The sequence below is a fragment of the Hymenobacter sp. HD11105 genome (assembly GCF_054051685.1).
In genome coordinates this window covers 159,891-181,309 of the sequence record NZ_JBSWBR010000004.1, presented here as the reverse complement: position 1 = coordinate 181,309, position 21,419 = coordinate 159,891, and the positions used below count along the sequence as shown (strand labels likewise).

Below are 21,419 nucleotides of genomic sequence, written 5' to 3'. Positions count from 1 at the left end.
GGCCTCCGTTTTCAACCTGTATTTGACGAAGAAGATGAAACTAACGAAGATAACTTTAGGACTGGCTGCTTGTGCGCTGGCCTTCTTGACCTCCTGCGAAAAGCAGCTGGAAGAATATAACCCCTCCGGCCTCACCGCTGATGCCGTGTACACTACGCCAGCCGGTTTTGAAAGCCTCGTAAATGCCGCTTACTCCTACACACGCTGGTGGTATGGCAAGGAAGACGGCTTCAGCATGTCGGAAATGGGGACGGACCTGTGGCTACGCGGCGCCGGTGACGTGAACCCCGACCTGACCGAGTATACCACTTTGCAATCTAGCTCGCGGGCGGTGGAAAGCCTATGGGGTAAGCTCTACACGGCTATTAACCTATGCAATGCTGGCATCTCCCGGGTAGGAAACTCGGGCATGACGGATGCGCAGAAAGCCGTTCGGGAAGGTGAATTACGCTTCCTGCGGGCTTTCTACTACTGGCACGTTGTGGAAACCTGGGGCGGGGTGCACTTTACCACCACCGAAACGGCCGGGGTACAAACTACTTCTAACCGCACGCCGGTTGATACCTTTTACAAGCAAATACTAGAAGATTTGGCCATAGCCGTGGCTAATCTGCCGAACACGACCACAGAGTACGGCCGTGTTACTAAACCCGCAGCTGAGGCTTTCTTAGCCAAAATCTACCTGACGCGGGGCGAAAACCAACAGGCGGCTACGCTGGCCCAGAAGGTTATTTCGGGCTACAACTTTACCTTGCTGCCTAGCTACGCCAGTCTGTGGGCAATGAACAACCTAGAAAACCGGGAAATCGTGTGGGCCGTGAACTACACGCGGGAGCTGACCTTGAACGACCGGGTAGACAACACGCTCTACCCCGACGGGCACTCGCGGGGCGGCAACAATGGACACTTACTTTGGATGATGAAGTACGACGACCAGCCCGGCATGACCCGCGACATTGCCAACGGCCGGCCCTTCAACCGCTTCATGCCGACCAAATTTCTGCTGAATCTGTTCGACGAAACTAAAGATTCGCGCTACGCGGCCTCCTTCCGCACGGTGTGGTTGGCCAATACGGCCGTGGCCGGTCGCTTAGCCGTGGGCGACACGGCTATTCTGGCCACCAAAAAGGCAATACCAGCCGCGGTACAGGCATCAAAGAAGTACGTGACCTACGACGTAAACACCGTATACAACGCCAACGGCACGGCCAAAAACCGCTTGCAGTACGTGTGTCTGCGTAAGTTTGACGACCCCACTCGTCCCACCATTCAAGAGGAGCAAAGCGCCCGCGACGCCTACGTTATTCGCCTGGCCGATGTGTACCTTATGGCCGCCGAGGCTAATTTCAAGCTGGGTAACACCGCTCAAGCTGTCACCCAGATTAATGCCGTGAGAGAGCGGGCCGCCTTGCCGGGCCGCGCCGCCGACATGCGCATCACCGCCACCAACCTCAGCCTAGACTTTATTCTGGACGAGCGTGCCCGCGAGTTGGCCGGTGAGCAAGTGCGCTGGTTTGATCTGAAGCGCACCAACAAGCTCGTGGAGCGCGTGAAGGCCAACAACCCCGAGGCAGGCGCCAGCATACAGGCCTATCACACCGTGCGGCCCATCCCGCAGCGCCAGCTTGATGCCATCCTGAACAAGGAGGAGTTTACCCAAAACCCGAGCTACCGCTAGATTTCGATTTCAACTAGGTCTTAACCGCACTGGCCATTCGTGGTCAGTGCGGTTTCGTTTTTAGGCTGTATGCACACTATAGACTAAAGACATTAGAAACTACTGACCGAAATAGGGGCGGTCATGCAGAGCAGAGCGAAGCATCTCGCGTGCTGATGCTAGATTACTAATCACACTACCGCGAGCGAGATGCTTCGCTCTGCTCTGCATGACCGCCCTTATTTGTCTACTGTTAATAAAGAAGACAAAACCGAAGTGCCAGCTAAGCTAGCTAAGAGTTGCTCTAAGCGTCTGGGGGGCATTTTTAAGGCGTTATTCATTCAGCAGAAAGCCCCGTTCCCATATTGGAAACGGGGCTTTCTGCTGAGGAACTTTACCAAGTACTGGGGGCATTTTTAAGCCTTGCGCCACTTGATGGTGCAGCCTACCGCCTTAGTTGAATTGGTGGTAGCTGGCTTGCCGGCCATAATTTCGGTGAGAGCGTTTTCTACGTACTTGGTTTTCACGGCCGTTGGCTCCTCCGAGTTGTCATCGATGGCGCCAATGTAGGCCACTTTCAGGGCGTTGCCTTGGCGGGTGAGCACGTAGAGGTGAGGCGTGCGCGTGGCGCCGTAGGCTTGGGCTACGCTCTGAGTTTCGTCGAAGAGGTAGGGGAAAGGGTACTTTTTGCTGCTGGCGCGAGCCTGCATTTTGTCGAAGGAGTCGCCGGGGGCAATGGCCGGGTCGTTGGGGTTAATGGCGACAACAGGGTAGCCCTGGGGGGCAAATTTCTTGTGCAGATCAATAATACGGCTCTCGTACGCTTGGGCGTAGGGGCAGGTGTTGCAAGTAAACACCACAATAAAGCCCTTAGCCGTCTGATTGTCGGCCATGGACATGAGCTTGCCGTCCACGTTTTTTAGCTTAAAATCGGTGGCCGTATCGCCTACCTGGTAGCCGCCAGCGGTGGGGCGAACGAAGGCACTCAGCAGCACAAAGCTCAGGCAGAGCGCGAAAAAGGAAGTCAGCTTTTTCATGGGAAGGCAAAAAAGTTAGGAGGTGTTAAAACGGGTTAGAAAGGCAAGCTATTGCAAAAATTTTTGGAGCTGCGTAGTCAATTCGGCTTGGGTAAACTCCTGCTCGAAGGCGGCACGCTTCTGCTTCTTGTTGTTGAGCATCAGCGTAAAGGGTATAGCTCCCGACCACTGCTTATCTACTTTTTCGAGCCAGGTATTAGGATCAGTTTCGTTGAGCAGCAATATCTCCGATTTCAGACCGCGCTTCTGCACAAAGGGTTTTACCTTCTTATCGAGCTGCGAAGCATAATCGAGACTTACCAGCAGCACCTTCACCTTTTTGCCAGCGTAAGCGGCATTGGCCTTCTCAAAATAGGGCAGCTCCTTAATGCAGGGTCCGCACCAGGTAGCCCAGAAGTTGACCACGTAAGTAGTGTCGTTGGGCTGACTCAAGCGCTTTTGCAGGACCGGAAACTTAATGACTTCCACTTGTTGGGCCTCGCTGGGGGCCGCCAGCAGCAAAAGGACACTAGCTAGAAGAATTCTGAAAACTAACATGGGCATTAAACGTTGCTTACGGAGCTTTGGTACCAAGGACACTAAAAAATGAAGCGGGTGGCATGGCTCCGTGTCTTTCAACTGAATTTGCTGGTTGAGTTGCTCGGATACCGCCTCGTAAGTTTAACTTTTTCAGAGAAATAACAGCCGTTGCCGCGGAGTTTACCGTTTAGGGGGCATTGTAATTACAATAACTGAATTTTGCCTGATAGCCCGACCTCTGCGTCCATCCTGACCTCTTCAGCTGCGCCGAAGAAGGCACGCAGATGGGGCAGATGGATATTGGGCGTCGCGCTAGTGCTGGGCATACTCATTGGGGCCATGCTGCTCTTGCTGGACCCCTGGCTGCGCCGCACCTTGGAGCGACAAGTAACAAAGGCCTCCGGTGGCTACTATCAGTTACAGGTCGAAGATCTCCGCACCAGCTTATGGAGCCGCTCCATTACACTACGTGGCTTGCAGCTCCGCTCATCCGATTTGACCACGCATGAACGCCTGCCCCGCCTACGGGCCGATGTCGGCTTGATACGATTGCAAGGTATCGGGTTGCTGGCCTTACTACGCCGGGATGTGGTGCCGCTAGATACAGTATTGGTACAGCGCATGCAGCTAGGAGTAGGGGAAATGCCTACCAGCACGCCCGATTCGGCTAAGGCTCTGCACGAAAAACTTCCCCTCAACTTGAAAGGTTTGCGAGTTGGCTATCTGTCGCTTCGCAACCTAGGGGGCAATTATACACCCGAACAGCAACTGGTAGCTTCCCTGCGCCGCGCTGACTTAGAAGCGCACGATATATTAATCAGTGCAGCTGGGGCGGCCGACACCCAACGACTAGGGTACGCTCGCCGTCTGGCTTTTCAACTCGCCGATGGTAGTGTGTGGGCGCAACAGCACGCGGGCAGCTTCAGGGCAATACGCTTTTCTACCAACCAGCAGCGGCTGGAGTTGGATTCGGTTCGGGTGCGACCCGTAGGTAGAAATAAGCAGGCTGCTACCACGCCACGCCTAACCCTTGCTTTAGCCCAACTACGCCTGACAGGCCTCCGTGCGCCGCAGCTAGCGCGTCAACAATTCCGGGCCGATTCGCTGTTGCTCACTGCGCCTCACCTTACGTTCTTGGCCGCAAAGTCGGCTGCTAAAACGGGGGCTCTACACCAACAATTGGCGCCGTGGCTGCGCCGCAGCGTATTGCGGTACATTGGGGTTTCTGGGGGGCAATTGCAGCTACCGGGCCTGAGTGAAGCACCTACGTTTCGCGCTATTGAAGTAAGCGGCCACGACCTGGTGCTAGATTCCGTGTCGGCCCAAGATAAGGCGCGCATTTACTACGCCCGCGTTTGGCAAGTACGCACCGGGCCTGCTACGGCGGTAGTAGAAGCACCTTTTTACCGAGCCCGCTACGAAAAGCTCTCCTTAGATACCCGCACTGGAGCGGCTCAGGCCGACAACCTGACGCTAACCCCAACGATGGGCCCGGCAGAGTTTGCCCGTCGCAAAAGACAGTCAGTGTCGCGCCTGACGGTGCAGATTCCCCAACTACGCCTTGCAGGGCTTAATTACGCTGCATTAGCACGCAGCGGTGCCCTGATTGCCAAGGTATTGGAGCTGCGCAACCCCCGTCTGCAAGTAACCAGCGACGCCAATTATCCGCAGCCAGCGCGCCAGTCTATCGTCTCGCCCGAGCAGATTGGCAAGTTGCCTTTCCGAGTAGATATAGACGTGACGCGCATTATCAACTTCAATTTTCGGAGCGCCGAAATTTCCCAGGGGGCTTCCGTGCCGGGAATATTTGCAATTACCCGCTTCAATGCCAACATCACCAATTTAACAAATAGACCGGGCTCTCCACCGACTATCGGGCGCGTATCGGGGTGGCTCGAAGACAAGTGCTTGATGGAGGGCGTATTCCGATTCAACCTGCGCGACCCACAGGGCAGCCACAGTTACGAAGGCACCTTTGGGGCCGCGCCGTTTGCTATTCTCAACCCCGTGAGCGAGCCCGCCGCGTTTATCCGCTTCGAGCGGGGCCAGGTGCAGCGCATTGCGTGCAAGCTGCAGTTCAGCCGTCAGGGGGCCCGTGGTGTGGTGTGGGCTCGTTACTCTGACTTGAAGGTGTCTTGGCTAAAGAAGAGTCCTGGCCCGGATAAGAAGAATATTTTGACCCGCATTGGGTCTTTGGCTACCAATAAGCTCATTGTGCGCGACAACAACCCGCGCCGGGCTGGTCAGGCCCTGCAGGCAGGACAGGTAGATGTGGACCGCGACCTGCGCTATTCCGTGTTTCGGGTGTGGCGCGTGGCGGTGGTAGATGGTGTTCTGAGCAGCTTCGGCGTGCCAGAAGCCATTGCCGATAAAGTGGAATAATACCTTATTGCTTTTCACGAAACGTCTTTCGGGCTTAACTCCTCCTACCTTCAGCGGTTCTCAGGAGGTAGCGTAGCTTACCAGCCTCAAAATGCCTTCTAATGCAGTAGCTTTACGCGGCGCTAGGCCGCAGAGAAATCTGTGGTTAAGGACAAAACTCCGGTTGAGCTTTCGCGTACTGACTACTCTAAAAATCCAACTTTCAGCATCACACCTTGTGCTTCTCGTCCCTACTATGCTGAAATGGCTTTTTTCTGCCTTGGCCGCTTTGCTGCTATTTGCCCCGTCAGCGTCGGCGTATTCGGTGCTTACCCATCAAGCCAACATCGACTCAACTTGGGATGAGTGCTTGGTGCCACTGCTCAAAACCAAGTACGGCGACGCCACCCGAGAAGAATGGGTTGAAGCCAAATCGCACGCTTACGGGGGGGCAATTATTCAGGATATGGGCTTCTATCCGTTTGGCGCCAAGCTTTTTACTAACCTGACGCACTATGTACGCAGCGGGGACTTCGTGCGGCATCTGCTAGATGAGGCTCACGACCGTAACGAGTACGCTTTTGCCCTCGGTGCTTTGGCCCACTACGTAGCTGATATCAAGGGTCACCCCATCGGTACCAATGTGGCTATGGCTTCCGTGTACCCCGATTTGAAAGCCAAATTTGGACCCACTATCACTTACCACGAGGCCCCCGTGCAGCACACGCAGCTGGAATTTGCCTTCGATGTGGTGCAGCTGGCTTCAGGGCGCTACCGCTCAGCCAATTATCAAAGCTTTATTGGTTTTCAGGTTAGTAAGCCCGTGCTGGAGCGGGCATTTTTGAAAACTTACGGTCTGGAGCTAGGTCAAGTGCTGGTGAATGTGGATCTGGCTATTGGCAGCTACCGTTTTGCCGTGCGCCAGCTTATTCCCATTGCGGCTCGGGCAGCCTGGCACGCTGAGCGCGATGAGATTAGGAAGCTAAGCCCCCGGGCGCGCCGCCGCGACTACATGTACCGTCAGAGTGAGCGGGCTTATCGCAAACAGTATGGCTCAGATTACCAAAGGCCAGGACTAGGGGCTCGCCTCCTGTCCAAAGTAGTGCGCGTGCTACCCAAAATTGGCCCCCTGCAGCCCTTCGCTTTTAAGCTGCCTACCCCAGAGGCTCAGGAAGTGTTCAAGAAAAGCGTGCGCGTAGTGATGCGGGAATACTGTAGCATGGCCCAGCAGGAGCAGAGCGGCAAAGCTCATCCGTTGCCCAATACCGATTTCGACACGGGCAAACCCACCCTCGCCGGCGAGTATGCGCTCGCTGACGAAACCTATGGTGAGTGGTTGCGCAAGCTGGCCGATAAAAAGTTTGATAATATAACTGCCCTCCAGCGACAGAACATTCTGAACTTCTTCGGTGATATGCCAAAGCAGCCAGTTGATGAGGAAGAGCAGCAAGCCAAGACCATTGCTAAGACGCAAGAAGCACTCCGTGAGCTACGGGAAATGCAGCTGCCCTCAGTTCAAGAAGCAAAACCTAAATAGCCGCTCAACACCGAACGCCCACCTCAACCAGCCTAAGCCAAGCGGTGGACCAGAGTTGTGGTTGCAACTCGACCAATGAAAAAGCCCCCCAGACTGTTAAATCACAGTCTGGGGGGCTTTTTCGGGTGCTATGCTATGCGCTAGGGGCGGGGTGTACCTTCTTGTACTAAGTACCCACTAAGACGGCGCAGGGCGGTCTCGGCCTGCTTGGCTTGGTAGCGAATATCCAGCAAACGAACTTCAGCATCGAGCTGGCTGCGCTGGGCTACCCGTAGATCGAGGGGCGTGAGCAGGCCCAGGCGGTAGCGCTCCAGAGCAATATTCACGTTTTGGCGGGCCAGCAAAATGTTTTCCTCTTCCAGCTCCAGCAGCTGCAGACGATTCTTGTAGCGATTTAGGGCTTGCTCAGTCTCGGCGTCGAGGTTGAGGCGAGTCTGGTCCAGTAGCAGACGGCTTTGCTCTTCCAGCACACGAGCGTTCTGCTCAAGGCGGCGCTGCTCAAATCCATTAAAAATCGGGACGCTAGCCACTACTCCGTAGTTTAAGCCTTGGTTGCGACTGATGTTGGTGGCCAGCTGCGTACCAAAGAAAGCCGCATTATTGATATTACGGTTCAAGCCATAGCCACTTGTCAGGCTCACTTGGGGCCAACGATTTGACCTTACCAAGCGGCGTTCGTAGCGGGCTACATCTACGCCGAGGCGCGCCTGTTGCAAACGCGGGTTGCGGTCGAGTACGCCCTGCACGATTTCTTCGGCCCGCAAGCCCGTCGTGACTACGATTGAATCGACGGGCTGAAAATCGATGAGCGTGGTGCGGCCCAATAGGTTGTTCAGGTTGATTTTGGCCGTGTTCAACAATTCCTGCTGTTGGAGTAGCAAGGAACGGTCGGCGTTATAATCAACCCGGGCCGTCAGTACTTCCACTTTCGCGCTAACGCCCACATCAACGCGGCCCTGGGTCAGATCAATGCGTTGCTGGCCAATGGCAAGCGCTTCTTCTAGGGAGCGAATCTTGCCCGACTCCCGCACCACGTTGTAGTAAGCATCCGTAATGTTGGCTATGCCTTCCTCAATAGTAGCGCGCGTAATTTGTTGCTGCTGCCGCTCTAAGGTTTTTAGTTGATCATAGGCGATAAACATGCCCAGGCCATCGAAAACAGTCCAGTTAAGAGCTACGTTGGTATTAAGCTGGTTCGACTCGGCGCCATTAGCAATACGCGGATCTTGGTCACCGAGCTGCTGGCGTACATTGTTGCGATTGAAGTTGCGAGTGAAGTTGCCATTGATAGACGGCAGCTGCCCCGCGTTGCCCCGCGTTACGTTGTTGTTGGCAATCTGCTCGTCGGTACGGGCCAAACGAATGCCGTAGTTATTCTCTAGTCCGATGCGAATTGCATCCAGCAGGGTGAGCGGTGGAGCAGGAGCTACCGTTTGCGGCTTGGCGGTCTGATCTTGTTGTCCCCACGCTAGCGGCGTAATACTAAACAGCAGGGAAAGAGAAAGCAACGAACGGAAAAGGGGGGACATTCTTACCACAAAAACGCGGGTCAATAAAAAAGAGGGGTCGTAGGGGCCGTTGAGGGCTTCAGCGGGGGGCTGGGGGGCAATTAGCGCAAGGCCAGTTCCTCCTCAGTTTCTTCCACCTTCTTGCTGTGCTTCTTGGCCGTTGCAAAGTACGAGTACATTACCGGTACCACGTACAGTGTAAGACCCGTTGCAAAAAACAGCCCGCCGACTACACCAATACCCATGGCCCGGCGGCTCAACGCACCGGCGCCAGTAGCAATGGCAATCGGCAGAATACCCAGAATAGCCGATAAGCTGGTCATCAGGATGGGACGCAGACGAGCCGTAGCGCCTTCTACTAGGCCGGTCATATAATCGGCACCTTGCTCTACGCGCTGGTTGGCGAACTCAACGATCAGGATACCGTTTTTCGTCACCAGACCAATCAACATAATAATGCCGATCTGGGAGAACAGGTTAAGGGTCTGGTTGAAATACCACAAGCTCAATAAGGCACCAGACAATGCCAGCGGCACCGTCACCATGATAATGAAGGGGTCGCGGAAACTTTCGAACTGCGCCGCTAGTACCAAGTAAATCAGTATCAGGGCCAAGCCGAAGGCAAAAATTAGAGAAGAAGAACTCTCCTGGAAGTCGCGGGAGGCACCCGAGAGTTCGGTCGAGAAAGTCTCGTCCAACTGCTTGTCGGCGATAGCCTGCATGGCCGCAATGCCGTCGCCCAAGCTTTGGCCAGGCGCCAGCGAAGCAGAGAAAGTAGCCGAGTTATAGCGATTAGTCCGGTAGAGCTGAGGCGGTGTGCTGCTCTCTGTCAGGCGAATCACGTTATCGAGCTGCACCAGTTTTCCATCGGCGCTTTTCACTGATAGCAGACGCACGTCCAGGGGCTGGTTACGGTCTTCGCGGGCTACCTGCCCAATAATTTGGTACTGCTTGCTGCCCCGAATAAAATAGCCGTAGCGCTGCCCGCTCAGGCCTGCCTGCAACGTCTGGCTAATGCTTTGCACCGATACACCTAGGCTTTGGGCTTTTTCCCGATCAATGGTGATACGCAGCTCTGGCTTATTAAATTTCAGGTTTACATCCACGAATTGAAACGTTGGATCTTGACGGGCAGCATCCAAAAACTTAGGTACTGCTGCGCGCAACTTTTCGAAGTCCTGGGTTTGAATAACGAACTGAACTGGCAAACCACCCCCGCCATTACCTATACTCTGATCCTGCGAAACTGAGGTGCGGGCCGCCGACAAACGCTTCACCCCATTTGATAATGTGGCCGCTATTTGATCCTGCGTAAGAGGGCGCTTGTCAGCGTCAAGTAGTAGTACCCGCGCATTGCCTGAGTTGCTGCTGCCACCTCCCCATCCTGGCGAGGTTACCGTAAAGACACTACTCAGGTTTTCCTTGCTAACCGAGTCAGTAATTAGCTTGGTTACGTCGGCCATATAGGCATCCATGTACTCAAACGAGGCTCCTTCTGGTCCCGTAGCATTCATATTGACGCGGCTACGGTCTTCTACTGGCGCCAGCTCTGAGGGAATGATTTTCATAAAGCCCCAGATACCTATACCTGTACCTACTACAATCAGCCAAGCCATCCAACGGTTGCGCAGGAAGGATCTGAGGCTACTTTCGTACCCAGCAATCATGCGCTCAAAAAACGGTTCGGTCTTACGATAAAACCAGTTGTGCTTTTCCTCCCGTTTCAAAAGAACCGAGCACATCATTGGCGTGAGCGTAAGTGATACGAAGGCGGAAATCAGTACCGAGCCTGCCACCACAATGCCAAATTCGCGGAAAAGACGACCCGTGATACCCGTCAGGAATACTACGGGCAAGAACACTGCGGCCAGAACCACCGTGGTACTTACTACTGCCAGCAGAATTTCCTCGGAACCTTTGATGGAAGCCGTTCTAGGGTCTTCGCCGTTCTCTATTCGGGAATAGATATTCTCCAGCACCACAATCGCGTCATCTACCACCAAGCCAATGGCCAGCACGACGGCCAGTAGCGTGAGCACGTTGATGGAGAAGTTGAGCAGGTACATCACGAAGAAAATGCCCACTAGCGACACCGGAATAGCTACTACTGGGATAAGAGTAGAACGCCAATCGCGCAGAAACAGGAAGATGATAACTACCACCAGCACAAACGCTTCGATGATGGTGTGCTGCACTTCCGAGATAGACTGCCGAATAAAAACGGAGTAGTCAATGGCGGTCTGTAGCTTCAGATCCTCAGGGAGGTCTTTGCCATAAAGCTCGATTCGCTTGTTGAACTCGTCCGCGATATCAATCTGGTTGGAGCCAGGCTGGGGCACTACAGCCAAGGCTACACCGGGTGTCCCGTTTACCCGGAAAATGGTCTGGTCGTTTTCGGGGTACAGCTCAGCATACCCAATGTCGGAAAGCCGCACCAACGAGGAGGCATCCTTGCGAATGATGAGGTTATTGAATTCTTCGACCGTGGTAAGACGACCCATGGTACGCAAGGTGAGCTGGGTATTTTGACCCGTCACGGCGCCGCTGGGAAGCTCTACGTTTTCACGGGCAAGGGCAGCTTGCACGTCCACCGGCGACACGCCCAGCGCCGACAACTTCACGGGGTTCAGCCAGAGCCGCATAGAGTACCTCCGCTCTCCATATACCCGAATTTCTGAAACGCCTGGAATGGTCTGCAGACGCTCTTTAAGGGTGTTGTTTGCGTAGTCGGTCAGTTCCAGCAGGTTGCGGCGGTTGGAGCTGACATAAGTCATTACAATGGGCTGGGAGTCGGCGTTGGCCTTGCTCACAACCGGCGGGTCGATGTCGCGTGGTAGGCGGCCCTGGGCACCCGACACCTTATCTCGCACGTCGTTAGCGGCCGTTTCCAAGTCAGCATCGAGGTCAAACTCTACTGTGATCTGGGTGCGACCGTCGCGCGAGCTGGAAGTCAGGTTTTTAATACCCGCAATACCGTTCAACGCTTCTTCCAGCGGCTCCGTCACCTGTCCCTGCATTACATCAGCCGAGGCACCAGTGTAAGAAGCCGAAACACTAATGATAGGAGGGTCAACACTCGGATATTCCCGAACGCTTAAGTACCGAAACCCGATAACGCCAAAAATCACGATGACGAGGCTCATCACGATGGCAAGAACGGGGCGGTTGATACTGGTGGAGGATAAGCTCATAAGTTGTTGTCAGAATAAAACTATCCCGGCCTTAGCCAAGGCAAAGCTTACTTGTTCACTTTCGTCACGCGCACTGCGTCGCCGGGCTTCACTTGTAGAATACCAGTCTGGATCACAGAGTCGCCAACAGCTAGGCCGTCGGTAATCTCAATGACCTTATCGGAGCGGATACCTATTTTAACTTTCTTGGGGACCATTTTGCCCCCCTGCACCGTGTATACGCTGTAACCGCTGGCCTCAGGAATTACAGCCTCTGTAGGAATTTGCAGGGCGTCGGTTGATTCGCCTAGCTTCAGGTTTACTTTCACGTAAGCGCCGGGACGTAGCTCGTTGTTGCCATTGGCGTAGCGGGCTCGTACTGGCTGCGTCCTACTCACTGGGTCAATTTGGGGGTCGATGGCGTAGACTTTCGCTTCGTACACCTTATTGGTGCCCTCGTCGGTTATGCTCACTACGTCGCCCACCCGTATCTGATTAGCGAAGCGGCCCGGCACAGAAAAGTCAATCTTGACGGGACGCACCCGGGAGAGTGTAGTAATTTCAAAGCCGGGGCTTACATAAGTGCCTACCGTAGCAGTAGTCAGGCCCAGTACCCCATCAAACGGAGCCCGCACAAATGCCCTATTCAGCGTAGCTCGCAGAGCCTGCAAGTCCGATTGGGCCGTGAGATACTGGTTATTGGCCTGCTCGTACTCTTGAGCGCTGATGTATTCTTTCTCCAGCAGCGTGCGCTGGCGTTGTTCCTGGTCGCGGAAAAGCTTGATGTTGTACTCCTGTTTGCGAATGGCAGCCTGCGCTTCGTCGGCATTAATACTAAAGAGTAGCTGGCCCTTCTTTACTGGCTGACCTTCCTTAATATTGAGACTGGTGATTTTTCCCGACAGCTCGCTCTTAATTACCACCGACTCATCGGGTAACACCGAGCCCGTAGCAGCTACTTGGTTGGAAAGGTTGGTCGCCTGTACTATGTATACCTGCACGGGCGATTTGCCACCGCCGCCACCGCCACCTCCGGCGGCACCTTTACCGCCGCCAGCACCGCCCTTGCCGCCCGCAGCGGGGGAGGGGAAGTATTTCATCTTCACAAAAACGGCGGCCCCGATAAAGGCCAATACCAATACTATCCAGAGTATTTTACGCCCGGGGCGAGACTCTTCTATTTCGGGCGCTAGTACTTCTTTCTCCTTTGTTTGCATGTGGTAAGGGAGCTATTCCCGACTCAGTATCAGTGTAATAGTGTAATAAGGTGCTGGCAGGGTGGCGAGCGTATATCAACGCCTTCGCTCCATAGTAAGTTTAGTAGTAGCCCCAGTAACTAGGAAATAAATGTCGCGCACACAATCGTTTGAGCTTTATTTGCCCCCCAGGCTCGATTAGGACTACTTCCTCGTCGGTTTGCTTAAGCAGTTAAGACACAAAAAAAGCCTGCAGGTTGCAGGCTTTTTTATAAAAAGTTGGAAAGCTTACATTGCCTTCTGGTTCAGGTAGTTCTTGGCTAAGTCGTTGAGCTTGGTGTCAGTCAGTTGCTCTTCTTCCAAAGACTGACGCAGCAAAGAAGCCGCTTCGTCTTGGCCGAGGCGCTCCGCATAGTGAGCGGCTGTACCATAGCCCGCAATTTCGTAGTGCTCGATGCGCTGGGAGGTGGCAATCAGGGCTGCGTCCATTACTTCGTCAGTCGCATTTTCCGACATGGTTTCGTTGCCTTCGGCGATTAGGCCTTCCATGGCCTTACAAGTGTGGCCGCCCAAGTCGATGTTCATGGACTTACCGATTTGCTCCAGGCGAGCTACTTGGTTTTCAGTCTCGCGCAGGTGACGCTCAAAGCCTTGGCGCAAGCGGCCATCTTTAGCTTCAGCCGCCATTTTCGGTAATGCCTTCACCAGCTGATTTTCGGCGCTGTAAAGGTCTTTCAGTTGCATTTCTAGCAGATCGTCGAGGCTCTCAAGTTTGCTGAACATAGTAATTAGTTAGGTTGGATGGGTTGAGGAAATAAAGCGCCGTCTTCATCGGCAGCGCCCTGCTTGGTTACGACTACAACCTTGTGCAGGTTGGTGTAAAAAATGGTTTTTTACTAGTGTTGAGCTTGTTTCGGGCAATGGCCTCGCTTCTAATTTTAGTTACTTTGCTCTATGAAAACCCCGCAGGCACCGACTGATACGCAGCGCAATTTTTTCCAAGATGTGCATGAGGTAGTGCGCCTGATTCCGCCGGGCCGTGTGAGTACCTATGGGGCCATCGCTCATTACCTGGGCGCCCGTCACGGCGCTCGGATGGTAGGCTACGCGCTTATAGCGGCCGTTCCGGCCCGCGGCTTAGAGCAAGTGCCGGCCCAGCGCGTGGTGAATCGGCAGGGACTACTTACCGGGCGCCACCATTTCGCTACGCCTACCGCTATGCAGGAAGCATTAGAAGCTGAAGGGGTGCGCGTAGTAGATGACCAAGTGCAGGATTTTGCAAACGTATTCTGGGACCCAGCCCTGGAACTGGTGTAGGGTATACGTGTACGAGTGGTTACAAAAAAGCCCCCCAGACATGTCTGGGGGGCTTTTTTTAAGGTGTCATACTTTAAGGCTACTGATTCTGAATGACTGAGTTAGGCTTATTAGCTTGCTGGCGAACAACGATTTCAATGGCCTTACGCACTTCCTCAGGGTTGGCATTTTTGAGCAAATACCCGTGGGCTCCCTCCGTACGCAGGTTGTCGATTAGTTCAGGCTCATCGTGCATAGAGATGATAATGACCCGCACGTAAGGATATTGTACCCGCAGCAGTCGCACCGTTTGCAGACCATCGAGCACCGGCATTTGCAGGTCCATAAGTATGACGTCGGGCACCACGCCGAAGTCGAGACGTTCGAGTAGCTCCTGGCCATCGCCAGCCTCGAACAACACTTCCATATTGGCAAACCCGTTCACCAGAGCCCGCAGACCTTTGCGAAACAAGAGGTGGTCATCGACCACGGCGATGCGGATAATGTCATTATTCATGGAATGAACTGGTAATAGGTGTCTGATCGGTAACAAGATACGGTAGGGGTATTGTAATCCAAACGCTAGTGCCGGCCCCCGGTGCCGACTCATGATGAAGGGTGCCACGGAGTACGGCTACACGGCTGCGCAAGTTGGTTAGCCCCAGGCCTGTGCGCGCGCCGGGTGCTGGCAGGGCATCGCCAAGCATGGGGTTGTAGCCTACGCCATTATCGGTGTAGTGCAGGGTAAGCTGCTGAGGTTGGAAGTCGACAGCAATACGCAGGGTTTGGGCATGAGCATGCTTCAGGCCATTGCCCAACAGCTCCTGCGCAATCCGGTACACAATCAGCTCCAAGCCAGGATCAAGGCGACGTGGGTCACCCGTTTGCTTGATGCGAACCTGCGTGGGGCCATCGGGCGGCACTATGCGGGCCAGCGCATCGAGGGCGAAGGGAAGGCCAAACTTTTGCAGCGCCGCCGGTAGCAGATTGCGCGAGATGCGCCGCACTTCCGCAATTACCTGATCGAGCAACTCCGTGACTTCCTGGGTGTGCGGGGAGTTGCCGAGGGCGTGCAGGTGCATTTTGGCAATGGCCAGGGTGGTACCCACGCCATCGTGCAGGTCAGCTGCTATCCGCTGCCGCTCCTCCTCCTGGGCCAGCAAAGCTGCTTCGAGAGCTTGTTGCTGAGCATCTTCGCGGAGCTTCTGCATTTGCCGGTGCTGCCGCATGCGCCGCCGCTGTTCCCGAATCACAAACACCACAATGCCACCGGCTAGCAGCAGCAGAATGGGGGTGATCAGGAGAAGAGCTAGTAGCGCTTTATTCATTCGCGGCAGATGAAACCGGGGAAGATGTGCCCAGCACGGCCGGCGTAATTAGTGGTATGGGAGTAGAACAGCAAGAAAACCAATGGCACTAAAAAATGCCCCCCATAGTATGCATAAAGGTAACGAAGAGCAAAAGTTAAATACCTAACACTTTTGAAGTTCCTTACTAAGTAGCTGCTCGGTAAACGGTTGGTGTAGCAAGCGGAAAGGGCGCGGGTGCCAACTGCTATAGTGCAACCATTTGGGTAAGGCCCGGCGCGGGTTAGTACTAAGCGGATAGAAGGAAAACATCCACGCTAGTAATGCCATAGCTACAGCCAATAAAACAACATCAGGAGTCTCAAAAAGATAGTCTAGCCTGGAATCATAGCCTGGTGAAAAATATATAGAGCTAGCTATATGTGTGATGAATGAACACGAACTGTAAACTAGAACTGCTAAACTTAAAAAAAAGCTGGGCTCTTTTTCCAATAGATCATAGCGAGTGTCCGTGGTTAGGTGGGCTATGTGAGCCATTGCTAAAACAAGGAGCATGCTGCAGCCAAAAGGATGAGAATACCTATTGACCATAGTAAATAATCCATCAAGGAAAGCGGCATCTAGGAAGGCTACCGTGTAAAAAAGAAATAAACCTACTGGGATAGCTGATCGGACTCTGCTAGGTGGAAGTATCCTACTATATGTTTGAGTGAAGAAAAAGACCAATACAAATGTGCCTAAATGATAGAGGTACATGTTATTATGTACCGTAATCCGACTTAGTCTATCTAGGAAATAAAAGAAAGTCTCGACTCCTACGTAGTAATAAATGGGTTTGAATTCGTAAGGAATATGACGCCGCCGCAGCCAAGCTGCGGCGAACGCCAATAAAGGAGCAGACTCTAGAACTCGGTTAACAAGATGAAGCCGCGCATAGGGATCCATAAAGATCGTTGAGAAGGAATTCCGCTAAAGCCTATTGCATCAATGGGCTATTTGTGTCACATGTTGAAGGGCAAGCCATAGGCGAATCACCTACTATGCCGCCTCCGTCGTCCGGTAAGGTGCCGTCCTCGTTAATGGGGCCAATCAGGTCGTTGCCTTGAGCATCAACACCAACTACCAACACGCGGCGCGTTCCTTCATCGTCTATGGCTTGGTAGATGCGCAGGCCAGCGCAGGTATCTTCTTTTAGAATGCTCTGCAGAAATTCTTTGCCGAAGTATTGAGCAAGAGTAGGCGTGTCACCGTGCTTGCGGGGCTTGAGGCGGTAGTTCTTGGTCCAGCGTGCAGCATCTTTTGGCTTTACTTTTTTGCCGGCTTTAGGATCGAAGGGAGCTTTTAAAACTTCCATTAGGGGTAAAAATAGATGTGGTAAAAAGAGAAAATCGCCCAAGTACAACTTGAGCAAAGAGCGAATTCAAATATAGCTACAGGCTATTGTTTTGAAACGCAAGGCTTCTCTTATCATCAAAATAAAGGCTAGCGCTACCCCTGCACTTTAAGAGTTGTTCAGAAGCGGGAGGCAAGACGGGCTGGGGGCAAATGTGTGTTTTGCAACCAGGCCGCTTTTACCAGCCTGCGCTAGCAGCTTTATCAGAAAGGTAACTCGCCCGGCAAGTGGGGCGGCGGGGCCGTTGGCCGCACGCGCGGAGTCAGGCCGCCGGGCGTAGTGTGGGGAGGTGCTGGCTCATCGTCATTCTCGTCGGCCGGCAAGTCCTCGTCCAATTCGTCTTCTTCATCCAGGTTCTCAAACACTCGATCGATGGCTGACTCGGCGGAGCGGAGCTTTTGCTTGCAAAGCCGGATAAGTTCGGCCGAGCGCTGCACGCGGGCCGTGAGGTCGTCCACGTCAACAGTGTCGGTTTCGAGGGCTCGCAGGATGGTTTCCAACTCTTCAATGGCTTGGCGGTAAGTTAGGTCGTTGGTCATAAATGGCTCATGTCGCGCCGGGTTTAGCAAAGCTGCCAACGCGCGGCGACGAAGTAAGTAAAGGTAAAAATGGGGAGCTTTTTAGTTTGTAAAGACCGGCGGGCAGAGCAGGAGAGAAGCCCGCCGGCCTCTGCTATAAGCTAAGGATTGACTTCGGGCGGAAGCGCAGGTAATGATCCCACCAAAATGCCCCCCAGCACGTCAGGTTGAGGAATAGCTTGCAGGTGTGCTAGCCGCAGCTCAGCCCGATGCAATAGCCGTTCCGCCGCGAGCTGTAACTGATAGCGCTGCCGCAGTAACTGAAGCTGCCGCCGCTGCTGGTGGCGCCGGAAGCGTTGGGCCAACGCCCGCCCAAAGGTGCGCAACTGGCGCTGCTGGCCGGCTAGTGCCCGCTGTGCGGCGCGCTGTGCAGTGTGGCGCGTCCGGTTTAGGCTACGGTACTGCTGGCGCAATTGGGCCCGCGGCGCGGTGGCAGCCAACCGGATGCGCTGGTGCAGCAAGTTGCGTTGCTGGGTAAACTGCGCTTGGGCCGCTTGCTGTGTATAGCGGGCCAAGCGACGCAACTGCTCAGCGGCGGTTTGCACCTGGTTCAAAGCCAATTCCTGAATACGCTCCGCATACCCATCAAAAGCCGCATCGAGGCGGGCAAGACGCTCCAGAAAGAAGATAGCCACGGCCGTGGGCGTTTTCAAGGCCGTGTGCGCCGTCAGGTCGACTACGGCCTCGTCGCGGTCGTGGCCGATGCCGGTAATAACGGGCAGCGGAAAGGCGCCCACGGCGGCAGCTAGGCCATAATCGTCGAATGCCAACAGGTCAGTTTTGCCCCCGCCACCCCGGATGATGATGACCGCATCGAAGGAGCGCCGCCGGGGCCGGATATGGTCTAGAGCGGCGCGGATGCTGGCTGGCGCCTCCGCACCCTGCATGAGGGCCGGCACCAAGGTCACCGAGAAGTCATACACCGACTCGCTGAGCTGCTGCATAAAATCCTGAAAGCCCGCGGCCGTGGGTGAGGAAATAACGGCCAAGCGCTGAGGCCCAATGGCGAGCGGAAGACGCTTTTGTCGCTCCAGCAAGCCTTTAGCTGTGAGCTTGCGCACCGTATCGAGGCGCTGCCGGGCCAAATCACCCACGGTATAGGTAGGGTCGAGGGCCAGTACATCGAGGCTGAGGCCGTACTGCTCGTGAAACTTGATTTGCACCCGCAGCATCACCTTCAGGCCCGGCTGAAGCGGCTGACCCGTAGCCTCGTAGAAAGCTGGCGCCAAGGCCTGATAGCGCTGGCTCCAGATGGTAGCGCGAGCCTGGGCCTTGAGTTCGGCGCCGCGGCCGGTGCGGTGCTGGTCGGTGAGGGTAAGGTAACAATGGGCACCGTCGTGGCGGGGCGGAGTCAGCTCCGCTATTTCGGCCAGCACCCAGTAAGAGTCCGCAAAGCGGTCAGTGAGCGTTTGTTTTACGCGCAGCAGCAGCTCGGCTAACGGCAAAGCCAGCGGCGGACGGCTGGGGGGCAAATTGGGCTCGGGGCGACGATTGAATAGCGGCGGCATATACTACAAAGTACGGAATTGAGGGATGCGGGAACAAGGAAAGCCATAAGAGTACTTATAGGACAGATGGTGACTAGTATAACTTAGCCATCATCTGTTTGGACGCTTTCGCTTATCTTTCTTGCCTCAATCATCTGTTTCACCAACCTATTTCATATGAAAAACCGCAACAGTCTGACGCTGGCCGCTCTGGCCGCGGTGAGTCTGGCTTGGGCCGGCTGTAGCTCCTCGAAGACGTCGACCACGTCGGACACTGCTTCTGCCGCTACCACTGCTACAACTGCCAGCACCGAGGGAGCCGTTGTGAAAGGCGTGGGTTTGGACCCAGCCAACATTGACCAGTCGGTGCAGCCTTGTGATGACTTCTTCCAATACGCTTCGGGCACCTGGCTTAAGAACAATCCTATTCCGGCCACCGAATCGCGCTGGAGTTCCTGGAACACGCTTATCAACCAGAACGAGGCCGTAATGCGCCAGATTCTGGAGGAAGCCGCCGCCAATACCAGTGCTCCCAAAGGCAGCAACCTGCAGAAAGTAGGCGACTTCTACGCCTCTGCCATGGACTCGGCGGCTATTGAGGCCGCTGGCTTGAAGCCCTTGCAGCCCGAGTTAAGCCGCATCGCGGCTATTAAGGATTTGAAAGGCCTGCAATCAGTGCTCGTGCGCCAGCAGATGCTCCAAACCCGCTCGGTATTTGGTGCTTATGTAGGGCAGGACCGCAAAAACAGCACCCAGTATGCCGTTTATATGTCACAGGGTGGTCTCACCCTGCCCGACCGTGACTATTACCTGAAAGACGACGCGCGTTCTAAAACTATTCGCTCGGCTTACATGACATATCTGACCAATATGTTTAAGATGTTGGGCGATAATGAGGCCACTGCTGCTAAGAATGCCAGCACGGTAATGCGCTTAGAAACACGCTTAGCAAAGGCTAGCAAGGACCGGGTAGCCCTGCGCGACCCGTATACCAACTACAACAAGATGACTGTGGCCGAGGCCAACAAGCAGTTTCCGAACCTGAACGTGCCCGTGCTGCTTCAGCAAATGGGTTTGGGGTCGGCCAAAGAGGTAATTGTAGGACAGCCTGATTTCTTGAAGGAAGCCAGCACTGCTCTGAAATCTGAGCCACTGGCCGACTGGAAAACTTATCTGCGCTGGCACGTAGCTTCCACAGCGGTTCCAGCTTTGCCCAAAGCCTTCGTAGACGAATCATTCCGCTTTAATCAGGTCCTGACGGGGGCTAAGCAACAGCAGCCGCGCTGGAAGCGCATGTTGCGCGCTACCGATGCTTCGTTGGGCGAGGCTTTTGGCCAACTCTATGTAGATAAAGCCTTCACGCCTGAGACGAAAGAGAAGGCGATGGAGATGGTGAACAACATCCGCGAGGCTATGTCGGAGCACATCAACCAACTGGATTGGATGAGCGCCGACACCAAAGCCGAAGCTCAGAAAAAGCTCGCCGCCTTCGTAGTAAAAATCGGTTATCCCGATAAGTGGAAAGACTACTCCGCTCTGGATATTTCGCGCGAGTCGTATTTGCAGAACATGCTCAACGCTCGCATGTGGGAATACAAAGACAACGTGAGTAAGTTCGGCAAGCCCATCGACCGCGGCGAGTGGGGCATGACCCCCCCCACGGTGAATGCCTACTATAATTCGTCGTTGAATGAGATTGTGTTCCCGGCCGGTATCATGCAGCCGCCCTTCTTCGATCCGAAGGCCGACGACGCGGTGAACTACGGTGGTATGGGTGCCGTCATTGGCCACGAAATCACGCACGGCTTTGATGACCGTGGCCGCCAGTCGGACGCGGAAGGCAACCTGCGCGATTGGTGGACCAAAGAGGACGCAGAGAAATTCACCCAGCGCGCCGACATGGTGGGTGCTCAGTACAGCGCTTTCTCGCCCCTCGACTCGGTATATGTGAATGGCAAGCTGACCATGGGTGAAAACCTCGCTGACTTTGGTGGCCTGAACATCGCCTTTACGGCTCTGCAGAAGCAGCTCAAGAAGAAGTATCCGAATGGCAACGTGCCTAAGTACGATGGCTTCACGCCCGAGCAGCGTTTCTTCCTCTCGTGGGCTCAGATTTGGCGTACCAATGCCCGGCCGGAGTATCTCCGTCAGCAGGTGCTGACCGACTCGCACTCGCCGGCTCAGTATCGCACCAACGGTCCGCTCATGAACATGCCCCAGTTCTATGAGGCCTTCGGCTGTAAGGAAGACGCCAAAATGGTACGCGCACAGAATCAGCGCGCTCGTATTTGGTAAGCTTGATTTGATTATTGCTCTTGAAAAAGCCCCCCAGCCTGTGGTTGGGGGCTTTTTTGTGCTGCATGGCTTTGCTCA

The 21,419-nt window shown here is 54.5% G+C and carries 16 protein-coding genes; 5 read left to right on the top strand and 11 right to left on the bottom strand.

Features of this window, described 5'->3' with window-relative positions:
* Nucleotides 1-34 precede the first annotated feature (34 nt).
* On the top strand, nt 35-1,678 hold the full coding sequence (locus tag ACW9KT_RS13920) for a RagB/SusD family nutrient uptake outer membrane protein (RefSeq protein ID WP_457081388.1): 1,644 nt from the start codon (nt 35-37) through the stop codon (nt 1,676-1,678).
* A 395-nt stretch (nt 1,679-2,073) separates the two neighbouring features.
* Here the strand turns inward: ACW9KT_RS13920 and ACW9KT_RS13915 are convergent, their stop codons facing one another.
* Together ACW9KT_RS13915 and ACW9KT_RS13910 are read right to left on the bottom strand one after the other, a co-directional pair.
* On the bottom strand, nt 2,074-2,694 hold the full coding sequence (locus ACW9KT_RS13915) for a thioredoxin family protein (RefSeq protein ID WP_457081386.1): 621 nt from the start codon (nt 2,692-2,694) through the stop codon (nt 2,074-2,076).
* 48 nt (nt 2,695-2,742) lie between these two features.
* Nucleotides 2,743-3,231, bottom strand: a complete 489-nt coding sequence (locus ACW9KT_RS13910) for a TlpA disulfide reductase family protein (protein WP_457081384.1) — start codon at nt 3,229-3,231, stop codon at nt 2,743-2,745.
* Nucleotides 3,232-3,552: 321 nt separating this feature from the next.
* Between ACW9KT_RS13910 and ACW9KT_RS13905 the strand changes: the two genes are divergently transcribed.
* Nucleotides 3,553-5,595: a hypothetical protein gene (locus ACW9KT_RS13905; protein WP_457081382.1), complete on the top strand. Its 2,043-nt coding sequence runs from the start codon at nt 3,553-3,555 to the stop codon at nt 5,593-5,595.
* Nucleotides 5,596-5,830: 235 nt separating this feature from the next.
* A complete protein-coding gene (locus ACW9KT_RS13900) occupies nt 5,831-7,111 on the top strand; it encodes a zinc dependent phospholipase C family protein (protein WP_457081380.1) in 1,281 nt (426 codons plus the stop codon).
* 140 nt (nt 7,112-7,251) lie between these two features.
* Here ACW9KT_RS13900 and ACW9KT_RS13895 read toward each other — a convergent pair whose 3' ends face one another.
* The 4 genes from ACW9KT_RS13895 to ACW9KT_RS13880 form a co-directional block, all read right to left on the bottom strand.
* Nucleotides 7,252-8,640 (bottom strand): TolC family protein, encoded by a 1,389-nt coding sequence (locus tag ACW9KT_RS13895; RefSeq protein ID WP_457081378.1) that lies wholly within the window; start codon nt 8,638-8,640, stop codon nt 7,252-7,254.
* Between the two features lie 80 nt (nt 8,641-8,720).
* Nucleotides 8,721-11,810 (bottom strand): efflux RND transporter permease subunit, encoded by a 3,090-nt coding sequence (locus ACW9KT_RS13890; protein WP_457081376.1) that lies wholly within the window; start codon nt 11,808-11,810, stop codon nt 8,721-8,723.
* 47 nt (nt 11,811-11,857) lie between these two features.
* Complete coding sequence (locus ACW9KT_RS13885) at nt 11,858-13,006, bottom strand: efflux RND transporter periplasmic adaptor subunit (protein WP_457081374.1); 1,149 nt, start codon at nt 13,004-13,006, stop codon at nt 11,858-11,860.
* Between the two features lie 267 nt (nt 13,007-13,273).
* Nucleotides 13,274-13,768: a YciE/YciF ferroxidase family protein gene (locus ACW9KT_RS13880; protein WP_457081372.1), complete on the bottom strand. Its 495-nt coding sequence runs from the start codon at nt 13,766-13,768 to the stop codon at nt 13,274-13,276.
* Between the two features lie 171 nt (nt 13,769-13,939).
* On the opposite strand from ACW9KT_RS13880, the gene ACW9KT_RS13875 reads away from it, so the two are divergent.
* Entirely contained in the window at nt 13,940-14,302 is a 363-nt protein-coding gene (locus ACW9KT_RS13875; protein ID WP_457081370.1) for an MGMT family protein, read from the top strand.
* A gap of 79 nt (nt 14,303-14,381) precedes the next feature.
* On the opposite strand, the gene ACW9KT_RS13870 is transcribed toward ACW9KT_RS13875, so the two are convergent.
* The 5 genes from ACW9KT_RS13870 to xseA all read right to left on the bottom strand — a co-directional run bounded on the left by ACW9KT_RS13870 (nt 14,382) and on the right by xseA (nt 19,067).
* On the bottom strand, nt 14,382-14,798 hold the full coding sequence (locus tag ACW9KT_RS13870; RefSeq protein WP_457081368.1) for a response regulator: 417 nt from the start codon (nt 14,796-14,798) through the stop codon (nt 14,382-14,384).
* Nucleotides 14,791-15,609, bottom strand: coding sequence for a sensor histidine kinase (locus ACW9KT_RS13865; protein ID WP_457081366.1), 819 nt, complete (start codon nt 15,607-15,609; stop codon nt 14,791-14,793). Before ACW9KT_RS13865 ends, ACW9KT_RS13870 begins: the two co-directional genes overlap by 8 nt.
* 955 nt (nt 15,610-16,564) lie before the next feature.
* Nucleotides 16,565-16,942: a hypothetical protein gene (locus ACW9KT_RS13860; protein WP_457081364.1), complete on the bottom strand. Its 378-nt coding sequence runs from the start codon at nt 16,940-16,942 to the stop codon at nt 16,565-16,567.
* A gap of 242 nt (nt 16,943-17,184) precedes the next feature.
* Entirely contained in the window at nt 17,185-17,520 is a 336-nt protein-coding gene (xseB, locus tag ACW9KT_RS13855) for an exodeoxyribonuclease VII small subunit (protein ID WP_457081362.1), read from the bottom strand.
* A 140-nt stretch (nt 17,521-17,660) separates the two neighbouring features.
* Nucleotides 17,661-19,067, bottom strand: a complete 1,407-nt coding sequence (gene xseA, locus ACW9KT_RS13850) for an exodeoxyribonuclease VII large subunit (RefSeq protein WP_457081360.1) — start codon at nt 19,065-19,067, stop codon at nt 17,661-17,663.
* A 156-nt stretch (nt 19,068-19,223) separates the two neighbouring features.
* On the opposite strand from xseA, the gene ACW9KT_RS13845 reads away from it, so the two are divergent.
* Nucleotides 19,224-21,341, top strand: coding sequence for a M13 family metallopeptidase (locus ACW9KT_RS13845; RefSeq protein ID WP_457081358.1), 2,118 nt, complete (start codon nt 19,224-19,226; stop codon nt 21,339-21,341).
* Nucleotides 21,342-21,419: the final 78 nt, after the last annotated feature.